18 protein-coding genes and 1 tRNA gene are annotated in these 18,193 nt (G+C 48.6%); 1 reads left to right on the forward strand and 18 read right to left on the reverse strand.

Annotated elements, in window-relative coordinates:
• Nucleotide 1: 1 nt before the first annotated feature.
• The 17 genes from ACS5WU_RS13385 to ACS5WU_RS13465 form a co-directional block, all read right to left on the reverse strand.
• Entirely contained in the window at nt 2–244 is a 243-nt protein-coding gene (locus ACS5WU_RS13385) for an RNA-binding S4 domain-containing protein (protein ID WP_046442681.1), read from the reverse strand.
• Nucleotides 245–524: 280 nt separating this feature from the next.
• Nucleotides 525–818, reverse strand: coding sequence for an HU family DNA-binding protein (locus ACS5WU_RS13390; protein WP_268872440.1), 294 nt, complete (start codon nt 816–818; stop codon nt 525–527).
• Between the two features lie 107 nt (nt 819–925).
• Nucleotides 926–2,338, reverse strand: a complete 1,413-nt coding sequence (mazG, locus tag ACS5WU_RS13395; protein WP_046442683.1) for a nucleoside triphosphate pyrophosphohydrolase — start codon at nt 2,336–2,338, stop codon at nt 926–928.
• A 1-nt stretch (nt 2,339) separates the two neighbouring features.
• On the reverse strand, nt 2,340–3,989 hold the full coding sequence (locus ACS5WU_RS13400) for a putative polysaccharide biosynthesis protein (RefSeq protein WP_320606975.1): 1,650 nt from the start codon (nt 3,987–3,989) through the stop codon (nt 2,340–2,342).
• A 271-nt stretch (nt 3,990–4,260) separates the two neighbouring features.
• The gene (locus ACS5WU_RS13405) at nt 4,261–4,536 is read right to left on the reverse strand and encodes a zinc ribbon domain-containing protein (RefSeq protein WP_046442685.1); all 276 of its coding nucleotides are present in this window, start codon (nt 4,534–4,536) and stop codon (nt 4,261–4,263) included.
• 167 nt (nt 4,537–4,703) lie between these two features.
• On the reverse strand, nt 4,704–5,990 hold the full coding sequence (locus ACS5WU_RS13410) for a permease prefix domain 1-containing protein (RefSeq protein WP_302760305.1): 1,287 nt from the start codon (nt 5,988–5,990) through the stop codon (nt 4,704–4,706).
• Nucleotides 5,977–6,321: a PadR family transcriptional regulator gene (locus ACS5WU_RS13415; protein WP_302760304.1), complete on the reverse strand. Its 345-nt coding sequence runs from the start codon at nt 6,319–6,321 to the stop codon at nt 5,977–5,979. Before ACS5WU_RS13415 ends, ACS5WU_RS13410 begins: the two co-directional genes overlap by 14 nt.
• Nucleotides 6,322–6,491: 170 nt before the next feature.
• The gene (locus tag ACS5WU_RS13420) at nt 6,492–7,721 is read right to left on the reverse strand and encodes a peptidylprolyl isomerase (RefSeq protein ID WP_059108819.1); all 1,230 of its coding nucleotides are present in this window, start codon (nt 7,719–7,721) and stop codon (nt 6,492–6,494) included.
• A gap of 112 nt (nt 7,722–7,833) precedes the next feature.
• Complete coding sequence (mfd, locus tag ACS5WU_RS13425; protein WP_302760303.1) at nt 7,834–11,229, reverse strand: transcription-repair coupling factor; 3,396 nt, start codon at nt 11,227–11,229, stop codon at nt 7,834–7,836.
• 35 nt (nt 11,230–11,264) lie between these two features.
• On the reverse strand, nt 11,265–11,846 hold the full coding sequence (gene pth / locus ACS5WU_RS13430; protein ID WP_302760302.1) for an aminoacyl-tRNA hydrolase: 582 nt from the start codon (nt 11,844–11,846) through the stop codon (nt 11,265–11,267).
• Complete coding sequence (gene glmU, locus ACS5WU_RS13435) at nt 11,821–13,185, reverse strand: bifunctional UDP-N-acetylglucosamine diphosphorylase/glucosamine-1-phosphate N-acetyltransferase GlmU (protein ID WP_046442690.1); 1,365 nt, start codon at nt 13,183–13,185, stop codon at nt 11,821–11,823. The genes pth and glmU overlap by 26 nt, the downstream gene beginning before the upstream one ends.
• 127 nt (nt 13,186–13,312) lie before the next feature.
• Nucleotides 13,313–13,609 (reverse strand): septation regulator SpoVG, encoded by a 297-nt coding sequence (spoVG, locus tag ACS5WU_RS13440; RefSeq protein WP_046442691.1) that lies wholly within the window; start codon nt 13,607–13,609, stop codon nt 13,313–13,315.
• Nucleotides 13,610–13,745: 136 nt separating this feature from the next.
• Nucleotides 13,746–14,540, reverse strand: coding sequence for a pur operon repressor (gene purR, locus ACS5WU_RS13445; protein WP_059108816.1), 795 nt, complete (start codon nt 14,538–14,540; stop codon nt 13,746–13,748).
• Between the two features lie 4 nt (nt 14,541–14,544).
• Nucleotides 14,545–15,054 (reverse strand): GNAT family N-acetyltransferase, encoded by a 510-nt coding sequence (locus ACS5WU_RS13450; protein ID WP_046442693.1) that lies wholly within the window; start codon nt 15,052–15,054, stop codon nt 14,545–14,547.
• On the reverse strand, nt 15,054–15,248 hold the full coding sequence (locus tag ACS5WU_RS13455; protein WP_046442694.1) for a DUF6485 family protein: 195 nt from the start codon (nt 15,246–15,248) through the stop codon (nt 15,054–15,056). The genes ACS5WU_RS13450 and ACS5WU_RS13455 overlap by 1 nt, the downstream gene beginning before the upstream one ends.
• A 15-nt stretch (nt 15,249–15,263) precedes the next feature.
• Complete coding sequence (gene tadA / locus ACS5WU_RS13460) at nt 15,264–15,725, reverse strand: tRNA adenosine(34) deaminase TadA (RefSeq protein WP_302760300.1); 462 nt, start codon at nt 15,723–15,725, stop codon at nt 15,264–15,266.
• A complete protein-coding gene (locus ACS5WU_RS13465) occupies nt 15,700–16,116 on the reverse strand; it encodes a hypothetical protein (RefSeq protein ID WP_046442696.1) in 417 nt (138 codons plus the stop codon). Before ACS5WU_RS13465 ends, tadA begins: the two co-directional genes overlap by 26 nt.
• A gap of 145 nt (nt 16,117–16,261) precedes the next feature.
• Here ACS5WU_RS13465 and ACS5WU_RS13470 point away from each other — a divergent pair.
• Nucleotides 16,262–16,350 (forward strand) — tRNA-Ser (locus tag ACS5WU_RS13470).
• A 28-nt stretch (nt 16,351–16,378) separates the two neighbouring features.
• On the opposite strand, the gene ACS5WU_RS13475 is transcribed toward ACS5WU_RS13470, so the two are convergent.
• Complete coding sequence (locus ACS5WU_RS13475) at nt 16,379–17,983, reverse strand: recombinase family protein (protein WP_465089197.1); 1,605 nt, start codon at nt 17,981–17,983, stop codon at nt 16,379–16,381.
• Nucleotides 17,984–18,193: the final 210 nt, after the last annotated feature.

The raw sequence follows: 18,193 nt of genomic DNA on the forward strand, positions 1-18,193 counted from the left end.
CTTAACCGATCACCTCGTACATTCCCTCGGCTTCCTGTTTTTTGGTCGTTTCCGTAAGCGCAAGCACGCGCACCTGAAGCGGCTTCGAACCAAATTCGATCGTGATCTCATCACCGATTTTTACCGCATAACTGCTTTTTTGAGCTTTCCCGTTTACCAGCACGCGCGCACCCTCACAGGCCGACTGTGCCACCGTGCGGCGCTTGATAAGCCGCGATACTTTTAAATATTTATCCAGTCTCAATCTTAGTTACCTCATCATTACATAGATGAATATATTATACATTTTTTCATACAAAGATTCAATCTCGTTCTTAAACCTGACTCGTTTGTAATGATTTCCATGCACAAAAAAGCACCCGCATCCTATGGCACTCGCCCTGCTCAATGTTGTTTTGCTGCGCGCGGATACGCGCATACGAAACCAATCTGTTTCTGGCGATATCAATTTGCCTGCATTCCCGTACAACAAAAAAAGCATCCGTAAAGTACGGATGCTGTCTTTGCTTTTTTAGTAAAACCGCTTATTTCACAGCGTCTTTGAACGCCTTGCCAGCCTTGAAAGCCGGAACTGTGGAAGCAGCGATCTTGATCTGCTGTTTCGTCTGCGGGTTGATACCCGTTCTTGCAGCACGCTTTCTTGCTTCGAATGTACCAAAGCCAACGATCTGCACTTTTCCACCCTTTTTAATTTCGTCAATAATGCTATCTGCAAATGCGCTCAATGCAGCATCTGCATCTTTCTTCGAGATACCAGCTTTTGCCGCGATTGCAGCTACGAGTTCAGTCTTATTCAAAACTTTACCCTCCTTAAAAATTATTAATAATTTCCGCAGGGAGCCTTGCCCGGCGGTTTGACACTGAAATGATTATAATACAATCCAACCCATAAATCAACCTATTTTTTCATTGTTTTAAGCCTTTTTTACGCTTTTTTCTTGGCTTTTTCCCATAGCTCGTTCAACTGGTCCAGGGTGAGTCCGGAAAACCCTGTCCCGGAATTCTTTTCCATCAGTGAAAGCCGCTCAATAAACTTTTCGCAGGTTTTAGAAAGGCATATCTCCGGATTCGCTTTTTTGAGGCGCAGGACATTCACGATTGAAAACAATAAATCTCCCGCTTCCTCCTCAATGCGCTTCTGGTCGCCGCCGCAAAGCTCTGCCTTCCACTCTGCAAGCTCTTCCTCCACCTTCAAGAAAGCCTTCATGGGATCGTCCCAGTCAAAGCCGATTGCGGAAGCCTTTTTCTGGAGCTTGTATGCGCGCATCATCGCACCCATAGAACGCGGGACATCCCGCAGAACTTCCGCAAAATCCTTCGCCTGCTTTTCTTCCTTTTTAATCGCTTCCCAGTTTACGAGCACTTCCTTTGCCGTATCCGCCTGCACGTCTCCAAAAATATGCGGGTGGCGGCGTATCATTTTTGCGCATACAGCGCTTGCCACGTCGTCGATGTCAAATTCCCCGCACTGGCGCGCCACCTCTGCATGGAACACCACCTGAAGGAACACATCCCCCAGTTCGTCGTAAAGCGCGTTGATATCCTCCGCATCAATCGCGTCCACCGTTTCGTATGCTTCCTCAAGCAGGTACTGCCGCAGGCTTTCATGCGTTTGTTCCCGGTCCCACGGGCATCCGTTTTCACCGCGAAGCACCTTCATGATGCGTACAAGGTCGTAAAGCCCGTAGCGTTCTTTCTTATATAACACAGTTGGAGGCAAGATAAACACCCCGCCGCTGCCAATTTCAAGCGGCCTGTCAAGATCGTATAATTTCACGGCCTGCGAGCTGCCGTTTGCATACAAAAGCCCCTGCGTATCCTCCGCGTAATAGTCGGCGAACGCAAGCTTTACCGCCTCTGCGGTATTCCTGTTGTCGATGCCTGTTATCACCAGCGCCTTGCAGGTGTCAAATATGGCTCCCTCAAGGTTCCTGGCCTCCAGCACCTCATATTCGCCGATCTCAAACAAATTACGCGCCGCGCACAGCGCAGCCGCTACGGCGCACCCTTCCGCAACAAACTCCAGCTCAGCGCCCATTTTCCTTAATCTTTCCAGAAAACCGTTTGTACCCGCGTCGCCCAAAATACCAAATACAATATTCTTCCCCTGCGCCGCCTGCTCAATCCTTTGCGCGCCTTCCTCGTACAGCGAATCAAAATCCTCCGCGTTTTCATACAGGTCGTCAAGCGTACTGACGTTACCGCAGTGTGTCCCCAGCTCCTGCGCGCACTCCGCCTGCCCGCTTTGCAGGATCACCTGGTCCGCCTGTTCAATTTTCCGCACCGCGCGAAGCGGCAGCATATCAAATTCTCCAACCAACTCAATTATCGTAATCATATTATTTCCACGCCTTTATCCTGATCATAATTTTTTCTATTTTTCCACCGCCCGGAACGAGCTTCAGTTCTTCCCTTGTAAGCCCTTTTGTAAAGAGCAGCGTCAATATGTAAACAACAAGGCCCGCAAAAACGCTCAAAAGTACGCCTGCCGTATTGGATGTTGCGCCTATGAGAAAATAAACCAGACAGGCGCATGCGCCCATCACCGCCGTTGCAAACACCGGCTTTCCAATATGCCCCATAAAATCCAGGCGGAAACCGGTTCCCCGTACAACAAAAACAATATTCATCACTGCGGCAACGGCGTAACATGCAATCGTGCCGACCGCCGCACCATAGATGCCTACCTGCGGAATACGCATCAGCGTGATCGTCACGACCACCTTGACTACAGCCCCCACAATCAGGCTGTAAACGGGAAGCATTGGTTTTCCAAGCCCCTGCAGCACGCCAGTCATCGTCTGAAGCAGCGTCAGGAACAACACCCCTGTCGCAAGAAGTTGCAGCAGGCCTGTCGCCATCACAAGCTCGCTTCCCTGTACGTTATGATACAGCATTTGAATAATCGGCTGTCCCAAAATAAGAAAGCCTGTCGTCGCGGGCAGTCCTACCAAAACCGCAAGCTTCAAGCCAAAGGAGGATTTCCCCTTCACTTCCCTGCCGTCGCCCTCGGACTGCGACTGGGAGATCGCCGGTACAAGGCTCATTGCAAGCGCAAGCGACAGTACCGCCGGTAGATTAATAAGCGGGTTTACCACTCCGGTAAGCACGCCATACATTGCGGTTGCAGTTTTTTGCGCATAGCCGATATCCTGCAAAACGCGTGAAACGATTACCGAATCGAGCGCCATGACGATCGGCATGACGCATGCGCCGAGCGTCACTGGTATCGCAAACTTCAGCACCCGTTTCAGGATGGGTTTCCATTCCCTGGAGGCCCCCCCGGGATCAAGCCCTGCGGCCTTTGACAAAATCTCCCCTTTTTTCTTCCGGTAAACGGCCATGATATATACGAGCGCCGCAGCTTCTTCGATCGCCACACCGATGAGGGCGCCCATTGCGCCCAGCTCCGGCCTGCCTGTTATGCTCACCAAAGCATATGCCAAAATCAGCCCAACGGTGAGCTTTCCAAACTGTTCTACCAACTGTGATACAGCAGTTGGCACCATATATTGAAGGCCCTGGAAGTAGCCTCTGTAGGCCGATAATACCGAAATAAAGAACAACGCCGGAGAAATCGCCATAAGCGAATAAACAGCAGGCGCGGTTTTCTGGAGTTCGGCAATCATGGGTGAAAGGATAAACATGAGCACCGCCATTATTATTCCCAGCGCAACAAACAAACGCCGCGCAACCTGAAAAGTATAATGCGCCCCGGCGTAGTCTCCCTTTGCCACCCGCTCGGAAATCAGCTTGGATATTGCAGCCGGCAGGCCAGCCGTCGAAATTGTCACAAACAGCGTATAAATCGGATACGCAAGCTGGTAGTAGCCAAGCCCCTCCGTACCGATGATATTGGTAAGCGGTATCCTGAAAAAAACACCGATAATCTTTACGATCAATCCGGCCGCTCCAAGGATCGCCGCCCCTTTTACAAAATTTTTTTGCGTTTGTGTCATGTGCCGCCCGCTCTCCAGTGAGTTTTTCATTGTCCTGTACTTTTTACAGCATATTAACTTATAGAGCCGCATGGCTGCGCCGCCGTAAAGGTTCGCTGCATAGCAGTTTCCAATAAATGCCTGCTACGCAACCATTTTGGCAAACTGCAATAAGATTATAGCTGTTTCCCGTTCCATTTGCAAGCGCGCCATATGCTGCCACGATGCTGTCAATTCCGCTTTTTCGCAACAAAAAAAGGGATGCGCCGGCATCCCTTTTACGCCGCAGCAGGCGGCAATGTCAAGCTTTTTTCTTACATCCTTACGGCTGCCATCTTTTAAGCGTGGGCAAAAACTGCCTGAGCTGTTCACGCGCCTGCTCAACCGTCACTTTTTGCTCCGCGCCTTTATTCCATTCGTCAAGATAGTTTAGATTGATTTCTATCATCTCATCCATTGTTATGTCCTGCGTAAAACCGCCGTTCTGGTAACAATAACTACAATAGCACTCCGATTTACTTCCATCTTTTTCCGTTCCCTTTACATCGTCGCTTTCGAGCGGCATACCGCAACTTTGGCAAAAAACAACCTGATCCATCGTCCGTTCTCCTTTTATTACAATTTGATACAATCATACGATATTTCAAAGATACCCGCAATCATTTTTCGTCAAACATGTAATACCTGGTCAGGTTCCATTCCTGACGGCGCAACAATGCCAAGCCATATTGAAAACAATCTTTGTTATATTCATATGCGGGCCGGTCAGGCAACCGCCTTTATCCTGTAATCGCGTACTATTTCCCCATTGCGGAAAATATTGCACATAAGCCCAAGCACAATGCAGGCATAAAGGCTGGTATCCGTGCTTAAAAACGGTATCACGTCAAAGGCGTTCGGCATCAGGCCAATCGCGTTCAACACCCCAAGCGCCGTTGGGATTAATAGCGCCACCCATCCCATCAGGGAAAGAGAGCGTCCCAGCATACTTCTCTGGCGGATGCACTGCTTCAATAAATAAGCGTAAAAACCGGCCATCGCAGCCAGCATCGCGAAAAACGGCAGCCAGCCAACTCGGTAAATCAGCCGTGTCACGTCATTTTCAGTAAAAGAATCGGCCACCTCGTTCCCTTGGCCAAGCCATACGGTATTTCGCAGCATTTCCCGCGCAGAATCCATGGGGCTATATCCCTGGGTACTGTCATACTGCTGTACCAGATTGGAATAAACCAGAAACAACGCCATAAATACCGCCGTAGGGATAATAAGCGTAAGCAGTGCTTTTCTCCTGTTCACGCCAAAGAACCCGCAGCATACGCAAATCGTCATCATCGCAATGCTGCTCAAAACGAACACGATAAAATTTTCGGTCACCGCCCATATCCTCCATGAGTCGTACGCATATCCATAATACCTGAAATAGAGGAAAAGAAAGCAACCGACGCAGGGCAGCACCACAAACAACAGGCAGCAGCGCAAAAATTTGCGGTAACCGCCGCCGCGCATGTGGAACAGCATCAACAGGCTTGCAAACGGCAAAAAAGCCATTGCAAGCGCTTCTGTCCGCCAAAATATCATTACTCCCGCCCCGCTCAAAGCAAGGCAGGCTGCCAAAGCGAAAAACAGTATCCGGGGTATTTTCGCATAGCAGGTAAAGTCTATCAGGCAAAAGGGCAACGCCAGCGCCACATAAAATCCCACCATACCAAAATACGGCGCGATCATATCCGTATAGTAGTATCCCGATCGCCAAAGCAACGCCGACAGCAGGCAGCTGCAAAGCACGATTGCCAGCATACATCCAAGGATTTTCCAGTCCAGATGCGGGCGGTAGGATCGGTCGAGCATCGTTCCAACAGTCACTGCGTCGCCCATTTCGGCAATCGCGTCGGTTGTCGCCGTATCCACGTCTTTCCCGCCGCGAATAAATGCGTCCCGTTGATCCAGAATATGCGTCTCAAGCTCGTCCCCAACCACCGGACGGGCCTTTTTCCAGCGGATTTGCCCGCAAACGGTATCTACGTAATTTGTAATGCGATCAGGTTTGTTCACAATGCGCACCGCCCTTCAACACGCCCGTTACTGCGGAAGAAAACTCATGCCACTCTTTTTTTTTGTTTTCCAGCAGCCTGCGCCCGTCGTTTGTGAGTTTATAGTACTTGCGAACCCGTCCATGACCATCGCAGTCATAAGATTCCACCATACCCTTTACTTCAAGGTCGTGCAGCAACGGATACAAGGTTCCTGCCTTGAGGGAAAATACATTTTGCGACCTCTCTCCCAGCTGCTCGATCATTTCATACCCGTACATATCCTTGCTTTCCAGTAATTTCAAAACAAGCATCGTGGTGCTTCCCGTCAGTAAACTTCTTTCTACAGGCATCTTTCAATCCTCCTTTTATATCGGTCATCGATATATTGATTATATATCGACAGCCGATACTATGTCAAGCTGTAATGATCATCGCTGCCAACCAGCCCTCTCAAAACAAAAAAAGGCTGTCCCGGGTTTTCTTCCCGGGGCAGCCTCTTCATTGGTTTTCCTGTTATTGCTTATCCTTCAAATGTGGAAAGCCTGTCTGTATATTTCTTGATGTCGGACGCTTCCTCCCACTCGAGGAACTTATCTTCCTGATGCTTATTTTGCACTTCGGTCAGCTTCTTTTCCATGATGGTGTCTTTGATTTCATCAAACGGAACCGCACCGCCCGCATCTCCTACGTACTGCAGGATGTGATAACCGTAATCCGTCGGTACAAGCTCTGATATTGCCCCTGCAGCCGGCAGTGCCATTGCCGCTTTCTCAAACGCTTCCACGTAATTGGAGCCTTCATATACCACATAACCCTGCGTTTTTGCGGGTTCCTGCTTCATACCGGAATCCGTGCCAAGCTCTTCGATCAGCGCGTCAAAATCCTCGCCTGCCTTCGCCCGTGCAAGCGCACCGTCCGCCTGTGATTTGATCTTCGCCAGTTCTTCATTCAGGAGCTTATCCGCGCCTTCGTCGTCCCCGCTCTTCCTGAGGTTGGAAATTTGCGACTGCGCGTCCTCCGGCAAACCGATCAGCAGGTTCTTGATAAAACGCGATCCCTGCGGACGGTAGACCGATATTCCTGAAGAGTAGGACGCATAATTTGACGCATCCTCGTCGATCTTCGCCTGCTGCTCTGTCAGCTGCTCGTCGTAATAAGCTTTCGCCTCGTCCTCCGTGTAGCTCACTTCACCTTTGATCTTATCGTTCTCAGCGTTCACCGCATCGGTTTTGATCGTATCGATCACAGCCTGATCAATATCGTCATAGCCGTACCCTTTCAGGTATTGCTCCATCTGCTCGTTTACATAGGCTTCCTTATCGGTGACCGTATCGTCTTTGTCGGCCTGCTCCTGCACCTGCTGCCTGCGTTCTTCGATCTTCTGTTCGATATCCGCCTTCACCTTGGCCTTGTTTTCGTCGGAATCATCATAAAAGCCGTCCTTCTGCGCCTGCTGGATGGTAAGCTCCGTGCGGATAACCATATCGAGCGTTGATTCCTTGAACTTCTTCCATTGCTCCTCGCCATACTGGGAAATAAACTGTTCCTTGGTCATCCCATAGATCATGCTGAGCTGCATATCCACAAGATCCATCACCTGTGCTTTCGTCACATCCGTACCGTTGACGTTCGCCACAACCTGCGCACGGTCTTTATCTGTGTTGACCGATACCATAGAGCATGATACGAAAAGTGCGGCGCATAAAACAACGCTCACTCCCGTAACCATGATTTTCTTCAATATACTCATATTTGTATTGTTCCTCTCCTCCCGGCCTTCCGGCCAAAATCCACAATGGATATATTATACAAGAACACCGCACGTTTTGCAATCCACAAATCTGTTACATGAGCGCCCTGTATCAGCGTTTTTTGTGCAGCCTCAACCCACTCAAAAATTCCATAAACGCTTTGGCGTCGAACCCGTTTGGCGTCTGGTACACAATTACCGGCGGCGTCGACGGTCTCAGTATAACATTTTTTCCATATCCGCCTACAAGTTTTAACACTTTTTTTACATTCGGCTGCACCGTCTCAGAATATTTGAGCTCGATGCCTCCGGGCTTTTTGATCACGCTGCCCATTCCCGCAGCGGCTGCGTAGCTCCTGATTGCTGCAGTGATGATCAGGTTATTTACCTCTTTTGGTATCTTGCCATAGCGGTCCGTAATTTCCTTGGCGATCGCTTTTGCATCCGCAAGCGTTTTGATTTTTGAAATCAGCTTGTAAAGATCCATTTTGTCGGTTTGGTTGCTGATATAACTGTCCGGTATGTAAGCCGGCACATTGAGCTCTACAGCCGTCTCAAATTCCGCAGCCACAGGCTTGCCCTTTGCCGTAGCCACGGCCTCCCGCATAATTTTACAATACATCGCATATCCGACAGTGGCCATATGCCCGCTTTGTTCCGGTCCCAGAAGGTTTCCCGCACCGCGTATCTGCAAATCGCGCATTGCGATCTTGAACCCGCTGCCAAGCTGCGTAAACTCACGAATCGCCGCCATCCGTTTTGCGGCATCTTCCTTCATCGTTCCATCGCCAAGATAGGTAAAATAGGCGTAGGCGTTCTGGTCCGAGCGCCCTACCCGCCCTTTTAACTGGTAAAGCTGCGAAAGCCCGAACTTATCCGCCTCATAAACGATGATCGTATTCACAGAAGGAATATCGATTCCGTTTTCGATGATCGTGGTGCATACGAGCACATCAAATTCACCGTCGATAAACCCGCCGATCACGCGCTCCATTTCTTTTTCGCCCATCTGCCCGTGCGCTGCGGCAACCCTTGCCTCCGGTACGTTTCGTTTGACGTCCGCGATCAGCTGATCCATTTCGCGTATCTGCCTGCACACAAAGTAAACCTGCCCTCCGCGGTTTATCTCCCGCATGACCGCATCGCGCAGCAGGCCGTCCGAATAGCGCATTACGTAAGAATACGGCTGCTTGCGCATGGAGGGCGGCGTATCGAGCGTGCTCATGTCCCTGATTCCCACCAGCGACATTTCCAGCGTGCGCGGAATGGGCGTGGCGGAAAGCGTGAGTACGTCCACACTCTGCTTCAAAAGCTTGATTTTTTCTTTATGGGACACGCCAAAGCGCTGTTCCTCATCCACGATCAGCAATCCAAGGTTATTGAAAACCACATCGTTTGAAAGCAACCGGTGCGTACCGATGATGATATCGATTTTTCCCCGCCGCAAATCTTCAAGCACCTGCTTATGGTGGGATTTTGAAAAACGCGATATCCCCGCGACCGTAACCGGAAAATCCCGGAACCGTTCCCGGAACGTTTTGAGGTGCTGGCGCGCAAGCAGCGTAGTCGGTACAAGTACGGCGACCTGCTTGCCGTCCATTACGGCTTTCATGGCCGCGCGCATCGCGACCTCCGTCTTGCCGTAGCCAACGTCTCCCAAAAGCAGCCTGTCCATCACCTTGGGAGATTCCATATCCTTTTTGATCTGCTCTACGCTTTCAAGCTGTCCTTCTGTTTCTTCATATTCAAAAGCGTCTTCAAACTGTTTCTGCCAGACCGTATCCTCTGAAAACGCGTGCCCTTTGGTTTCGAAACGCTGCGCATAAAGATCCACAAGATCAAACGCCAGCTTAAGGGCGGATTCGCGCGCTTTCGTTTTCGCAGTCTCCCACTCCTTGCCGCCAAGCTTCGAAAGCTGCGGCGGCGCATCCTCGCTGCCGATATACTTCTGCACGCGGTCAATCTGCGCGGTAGGGATGTAAAGCTTATCGCCCCCGCGGTACTCGAGCTCCATGTATTCCGCGACGTTACCGCCTGCCTCGAGGGTTTTCAGGCCAAGGTACTTTCCTTTTCCATGGATATCGTGCACCACATAATCGCCGGGCGAAAGATCGCTGAAAATATCATCCTCCGCTTTACGCGCGTGTTTTTTGGAGGCCATTTTTTTCAGCCTGCCATATACGTCGTTTGCCCCGAATACAATCGTCTTTGCGGAGGGTATCTCGAATCCATAGGAAACATATTCTTCGCTGATGCTGACAGGAGCCTGCGGTGTTTTCTCCACCGGCGCAATCACGTCAAATTCGCCGAGCGCCCCAGAAAGCGCCTGCGCCTTGCCTCCCGCAAAAATACGCACCGTATAGCCATGTTCCCTGCGTTCTTTGATGCTGCGCGAAAAATTCTCCATATGCCCGCGGTATTCCACTGCCGCGTGCATATCCATATCCGCCTCGCAGACGGTTTTGAGCCGCGCATTTTTTCCCGCCGCCATATCGATGATATCCGCTTCGCGCTTTTTGATGAGCGTTCTGATATCCCCCATGCTTTCGCCCTGTGCGCCAAAGGCCTCGTTTTCTTTCATCAGGTTTGCGTGCATATCCGCAAACTCCATGAGGATACGTTTTGCCTCGCTGTAAATACGGTCAAAATCGTCAAAAAGCAAAATACAGCCGGGGAAATAGTCAGAAATAAACGCAGGCTCGAACATCACCGGCAAAAAGGTATCCGCATTGTCGAAATTGCCGTATGCCTCCACTTCCGTCATGATCTTTTCCGCGAGCGTCTGGTTATCCTGTTTTTTCAGATACGTAAACAGTTTATCCTTTGCGTCCTCCGAGAGCACGACCTCGCGCGCAGGCGGAAACAGATATTCCTTCATCGGTTTTCCCACCGATTTCTGCGTTTCGCTGTCAAAAGTCCTGATTGTTTCAATTTCGTCGTCAAAAAAAGTGATACGGATCGGCAGCCTGCTGTCGGACGGATAAATATCCAGTATCTCCCCGCGCCGCGCAAACTCGCCGCGCGAATATACCGTTCCCACCCGCTCATAGCCATTTTGTGCAAGCGTGCTTAAGAGAGTTTCCCCGTCATAGCTTTTCCCTGACGAAAGCATCAGGCAAGCATCTTTAAAATGCTGCCGGGGCACTACCCGTCCTAAAAACGCATTGATCGACAAAAACACCGGTTCTTTGGTGTGGGCCGCATTTTTCATTACGCCCACGCGCACAAGTTCCTCCTCGCGCCCCTTTGCTTCTGCATTGCGCAGCGTCAGCTCATTGTCAGGAAAAAGCACGCCCGCTGCCGCAGCGTTTTCCCGCGCCGCCTGCTCTGTGGACGTAATACACAGCACCTGTTTTTGCGCTGCGCGTGCTACCGCATCTGCAAAATATGCCTTTGCGTGGGGCGTAACGCCAAAAACCGAGCAAGGCAGCTGCCCTCCCCGGATACAATTCAAAACATCCTGAAACGCGCCGCTTTTTTCGATCAGCGGACTTACCGTATGGTTCAATTTATCTCCCCTTTCCGAATCTTAATCTATACTCCCTATTTATTAAACCTCGCCTGCGCCGCGCTAACGCCTTCCAGCACAATACATTCGCATGCGTCGGCGGCCCGTTCAAACATCTGCTGCGCGTCCTCACGTTTTTCTTTTTCAAATTTCCCCAATACATGCCCGACCAGATTATTCTCCGGCTTTCCAATGCCGATACGTATCCGCGGAAAATCACCACTGCCGGTATACCCTATAATCGAACGCATTCCGTTATGCGTGCCCGCGCTGCCTTTTTCGCGGATACGAAGCGCCCCAAACGGGATGTCTATATCGTCATAAAGCACAATCAGCCTGCTCAGCTCCGCATTATAATATTGCAGGATTCCATCCACCGCATAACCGCTGTTGTTCATAAACGTGGTTGGTTTGATGAGCATGACCTTTTCATTGCCGATCATCCCCTGCCCTGCAAGCGCGTCAAATTTTGTCGCCTTCAGCTTGATGTGATGACGCTTCTCTAAAATTTCGATTGTCTGAAACCCCGCGTTGTGCCTTGTCCTTTTATATTTCAGCCCGGGATTTCCAAGTCCGGCAATATAGTACATCTTATTTTCTCTTGTCCTTCCAGCCATTTTTAACCGTCTGGCGCGACCGCGCGATTGCAAACGCACCCTCCGGTATATCGTCCGTAATGGTCGATCCAGCCGCAATATATACGTCGTTTCCGACACGAACCGGAGAAATGAGATTTGTATTGCAGCCAATAAAGGCATTGTCTCCAACCGATGTGCGAAACTTATTCTTACCGTCGTAATTGACCACCACAACGCCGCATCCAACGTTGATTCCTTCGCCAAAATCAGCGTCCCCGATATAGGTCAGGTGCGAAACCTTCGTACCGTTTCCAATGTTCGCGTTCTTGATCTCCACAAAGTCGCCGATCCTGCAATGGTCGCCAATCATGGAGTTTGGACGCACATAGGCGTTTGGCCCTACCGTCGTTTCCCGTCCGATCTGCGCGTCCAGAACGACGGAGTTTTGCACTGTCGTACCGTCTGCAATGCTGCTGTTTTCAATGCGCGAGCCCGGATACAGCGTAACGTTTTCGCCAATCACAGTTCCTTTTTCCAGTGTTACGTTGGGGTAGATCACCGTATCCTGCCCAATCGTGCAATCCGCATCGATGTAGGTGTTTTTTGGATCGATAATCGTCACTCCGTTTTTCATGTGCCGCTCCAATATTCGCGCGCGTAGTATCTCCGACACCTGCGCAAGCTGCACCCTGTCGTTTACCCCCATACATTCGCGTGCGTCGTCCGCGATATACGCTCCCACCTTTTCTCCTTTTCCATTCAGAATGGAAACAATATCCGTCAGATAGTATTCGCCCTGCGCGTTTGCAGGTTTGATCTCTTTCAGGCATTCCAGCAGCAACGGCGTGCACACGCAATAGCAGGACGCATTCACTTCGGTAACCATCCGCTGCTCTTCCGTCGCATCCTTTTCCTCCACGATTGCCGTTACGTCGCCAAGCTCGTTTCGCAGTATCCTGCCGTAACCAAAGGGATTATCAAGCTTTGCCGTAAGCATTGTGCAGGCATAATTTCCTTCCTTTGCCGCATTCACAAGCGCCGCGATTGTCTCTTCCCGCAAAAGCGGCATATCCCCCGCGATGATCAGCGTATACCCGTCAAACCCCACGAGCTCTTTTTCCGCGCACATCACCGCGTGCCCGCTGCCCTTGCGCTCCGCCTGTTCAACATAGCTGACCGTATCGCCAAACTGGTTTTCAATTTCATTCCTGCCGCGTCCACATACCACGACGCATTTTCCAGTATCCGCGCCGCGCGCCGCGCGCACAACCCATTCCAGCATAGATAATCCCGCGGCGCGATGCAGTACCTTCGGCGTTTTCGATTTCATCCGGGTTCCTTCGCCCGCAGCAAGAATCACAGCAATACACTTGTCCATAATCTATCTCCCGTCGTTTTTATCAAAATCATACCCAAACATTATACACAATCCCGGCTGTTTATGCAAAAAAATCCGGCACGAAAAAAGGCCCCTCCAATATGGGAAGGGCCTTGCTTTCACCAGCCTAAAATTCGCTTGCAGACAGATGCGAACCCATTTCCTCTTCCTCAGGCATATTTTCATATTCCTTCAAAATAATTTGCTGGATCATCTCACGGGTATCCGAGTTTATTGGATGAGCAATATCCTTATACTCACCGCTCGGCGTTTTCCTGCTTGGCATAGCAATAAAAAGGCCGCTCGCGCCTTCGATGATCTTCATGTCGTGAATCACGAACATATCATCAAACGTCACCGAGACAATCGCTTTCATCTTACCAGTACCGTCAATCTTCCTGATGCGAATATCTGTGATCTCCATTTTTCAATCCTCCACCTTTTGTCGATAGCTTAGTTTGCCTTTGCGTAGCACGCAAAACTTTTCATCCAAAACCCCTTATATTAACTTTTAATTTAGCACATTTTTTTTAGAATTGCAATATGTTCAAAAAACCTCTTCAATATGCGGAAATTTCAATCTTTGTCTCGCTCAGTTCCTCCAGCTCGAAAATTGCCTTATAGCCTGTAATCCGTTTCTTTTGCGGGTATTTATTTACAATGGCCGCGCCGGTGCCCACCACCTCGATATCAAACTCGGAAAGCATATCGCAAATGGCTTTGATCGTGCCGCCCCCTGCAATAAAATCATCGATCACAAGCGCTTTCGCACCCTCTTTGATCATTCGTTTTGAAAGTGACATTGTTTGCAGCCTGCGCGACGATCCGGACAGGTAATTGATCGAAAATACCGATCCGTCCGTCAGCTTGCTTTCCCTGCGCGCAATCGCGAGCGGCAGGTTCAAAATACGCGCAACGCTCATTGCAAGCGGTATCCCCTTTGTTTCCACCGTGACGATAAAGTCCGCTTTTTTATCCATGAACCATTCCGCCATAACCTGCGCCATTCCATCCACGTAGTAAGGCGTGCAGAAAAGATCGGCAATATACATATAGCCGCCCGGCAGGATGCGCGACGTATCCGCCATCTTTTCGGTCAGCTCCTTCAAAAGCAGCACACGCGCGTTTTCCGGTATCTGCGGGACGTAGCGGATTCCCCCATGCACTCCCGCCACAGTTTCCACGCGCCCGATGCCCGCTTCTACAAAAACCTGTTTGATCACTGCGGCGTCCTCTGAAAGGCTCGATTTTGCCGCGCCAAACATTTCCTGGAAATAATTCAGGGAATACAGCTTATTTGGATTCTTTGCAAGGAGTGCGCACATCACGGCTATCCTCTGTTTTTTGTTTGCCATGGCGCTATCCCTCCAGCGTTTTTTCCATAATATAATCGTCCATCACAAAGCCCCCGCCAATCTCCTTGCAGATCGTATCCGCCTCATGAAAACCAAGGTGCTCATACGCCGCAATGGAAGACAGGTTGTTTTTGGCGACGGTAAGCCATATGCTTTTCAGGCGCAGCGAGCGCGCCATGTCCGCAACCTCGCTAAGGATATCCCTGGAGTACCCCTTCCCGCGGTATTCCCGTAACAGGTATAGCTTGCTGATAAACATTTTGCCCGGCGGATAGCATGGCTGCAATGCCAAATATCCAATATTTACGCCAAGCTTACGCACAAGATAATACTCGCACCCTTCCGCCTCCGCAGCTTTGATTGCAGGAACCGTCTGGAATTTTTCCAGCATATATTCGATTTGCTCCCCGCTGATCACACCTGCATAATGCTCGCGCCAGATACGATGGGCGAGGTCTGCCACCGCGAGGAATTCATATTCCTTTCTGATACGCTTAAGCTTTGCTTTTGCCATTACCTTGCATTCCAATCCGCAATAAACGCTTCAATGCTGCGGTCCCCCGTTGCCTCTCCCTCTTTCGAGAAAAAACAACCGGGTATCTGTCCTTTGTCCCTGTGATGCTTCACGCAATCGCAGCATACCCCCATACGCGAACAGTTGAATGAACACGTACACATCCCTTTATTGCTTTCCTTTTTACATTCCATACCTTAAACACTCCCTTATTTTCTTTTTCGCTTAAAATATCCGCTCAGCAAGGCGGCGCATTCCGCTTCCAGCACCCCGCCGGCAACCTGCGGTTTGTGATTCAGCTTTCCCTCAGCCAGATCGTACAGCGTCCCAAACGCCCCCGCTTTTTTATCGTAAGCCCCAAATACAACCCGGGGAATACGCGCATTGATGACCGCCCCTGCGCACATTGGACATGGCTCAAGGGTGACATAAAGCGTACAGTCAAGTAGCCGCCAGCCGCCCAGAAAACGTGCCGCTTCCTCAATCGCCTTTATTTCAGCGTGCGCCATCGGATCCTTGTGCGTCTCCCTCATGTTATGCGCGCGGGCGATGATTTCATCATCTTTCACAATCACAGCGCCAATGGGAACCTCGTCTATTTCTCCCGCAAGCCTTGCCTCGGCAATGGCATATTCCATCCAGTATTCATCGTCCACCGGAAGCACCTCCATCCTCGCCAAGCTCCGTATACTTCAAAAAGCCGGCGTCAAACTGTTCTTTTGCTTCTTGATACGCCGCCTGTGCCTTTTCCGCATCGTTTGCATCCTCATAAACCGTCCAATCACGCAGCGCCTGGACAGCGTTTAAAAAATGCGCATGTATTTCGAGTACATTGCTGTCGTTTGCCTGAAGCGTTTGCAAATCCTTTTGCAGCGTGTTCATATCTGTTTTCACATAAAGCGACATGCCGCCTTCCTCAATTTGTCCAATCGCGGTCTGCATACGCGTGAATAAATCAAGGTCGTCGATAAAATTTGCATACTGGTCCACCGGGCTTGACGCGCATGCAACGCAAACAACGATTAGTAGTATGATAAAAAATACCAGCCAAAATTTTTTCAAGTCAAATCTCCAAAAAATCCTTTTTCACTATTATACGAATTTCATTATTATATTGCAATTAGATGTGCTTTTTGGTAAAATAAATCACGTCACACGGGAAGCTTGCGTTTAAAAGCAGTATCTCCTGTACGCAATAACAACATATGGAGAGGTATCGAAGTGGTCATAACGGGGCGCACTCGAAATGCGTTTGCTGGAAACGGCACGTGGGTTCGAATCCCACCCTCTCCGCCAATTTCATCCATATATTTTGGGTGAGAGACTATATGAGAAAGTTCATTCGTTTGGACGGCGACGGAACTTTCTTTTTTTTTAGTGTTTTTCCATATTCTTTGTAATCTCGCGGAATACGTAACGTTGGAAAATAATTAAAATCAATTACAACCACATCCGTGAATACCTCAATACGATTTACATATGTAGCAATGACTTGTTTAATATGCTCCAAATTTCCATTTTTGAGTTTTTTCTTAATTGTCCTAAACACATCTTTTATCTGTTCCTCTGTAACCTCTGTAACATTGTTTACATGCTCCAATTCAAAAATTTGTTTGTCCATTTCCTTAAGTTTTATTTCTTTCTCATTTAACTTCCTCAACAATGTATCTGATTGCATTTGCATCTGTATAATTTTTTCCGCAAGCGTTTCAAGATCACCTTTGAGTTTATTACGCTTCCTTCTCAACTTTGTCAACTCATTATTTCCATTTGCATTTTCTTTGATAAAAGAGTTATATTGTTTCATCAATTCTGAAACCATTGCATTGCTAAAAACTGTGGATACAATTTTATCTAAGACGATCGACTCTAGATAATCCCTTGATATTTCTTTGTTTTTACAACTATATCCTTTGGTTCGCATTCGCCTAGAACATCCATAATAAACCCAGTAAGTATTTTTACCTCCATTCTTGCGGCGCGAGCCTACATATGTGGATCCGCATTCCCCACAAAAAATTTTCCCAGTAAGTAAATATGTTTCTTTATAGTTGCGATTTCCTTCTGGCTGCTGCCGTATTTTCATTTTGCGTTGAATTGCAAAAAAAATATCGTCCGAAACAATTCTGGGACACCCTCCCTCAATTTTTATGATTTCATCATCATCCTTATATTTATGCCCGTTGCGTGCTCCATTTGCATCCTTTGCCGCCGATTTGTTATAAATATAACAACCTCGATATCTTTCGTTTTTTAAAATAGAATACAACGAATTAATGCAAAAATCTCTTTGTCCACGTGTTTTTAATCCAATATTATTTAAAGCACCAATAATTTCACGATAACTGTGTCCTCTCAGACACATATCAAATATTAACTTTACGCCTTCCGCTTCATCTTCATTAATTTCTAATTTTTTCGTATTTTTATTGAGACGATATCCGAAAGGTGCTGGGCCACCTGTCCAAAGACCCTTCTTAGCATTTTCTACTTGTCCACGGCGAACATTTCTTGCTAAATCTAGTACGTAATATTCTGCCAGACCCTCCAACATTGTTTCCATTAAAGCTGATTCAGGGGTACCGTCAGCATTTGGTTCAGTTGCAGAATAAAAAGTGACATTGTTAAGCTTAAATTCACGTTTGTAAATTGCTGCATCATACTTCGAACGGAAGAGACGGTCACCCTTATACACAACGATGGCATCAAATTCATTTCGCTGGGCTGCAGCATTAAGTTCTTGCAATGCTTCACGTTGATCATTTGTTCCTGTTTTAGCTTCATCAATATACTCGTGTATAATATCAATATTGTTTTTTTGTGCAAATTCATGAATTACACTAAGTTGCCCTGATATGCTTTCTTCTCTCTGCATATGTGAGGAATAGCGTGCGTACGCTACTCCTCGGATCGTTTTTTTATTACTCATTTATTATTTCCTTTCGTTGTTTTGTGAGGTAATACATACAGTTTTACTGTTTGCTCCCCACGTATATTTTATTAAGCTATACTTTTATCGATATCTGTAAAACAACAGGTATCGGCAATTCAGCAATCAGTCGTGTTTCAGATTGCACCGAATTATATCCATTAATAATGGAAGTTCATTATGATTGATCTTGTATTCCTTAGAACTCGG

Source organism: Christensenella sp. KGMB01412 (assembly GCF_055522415.1).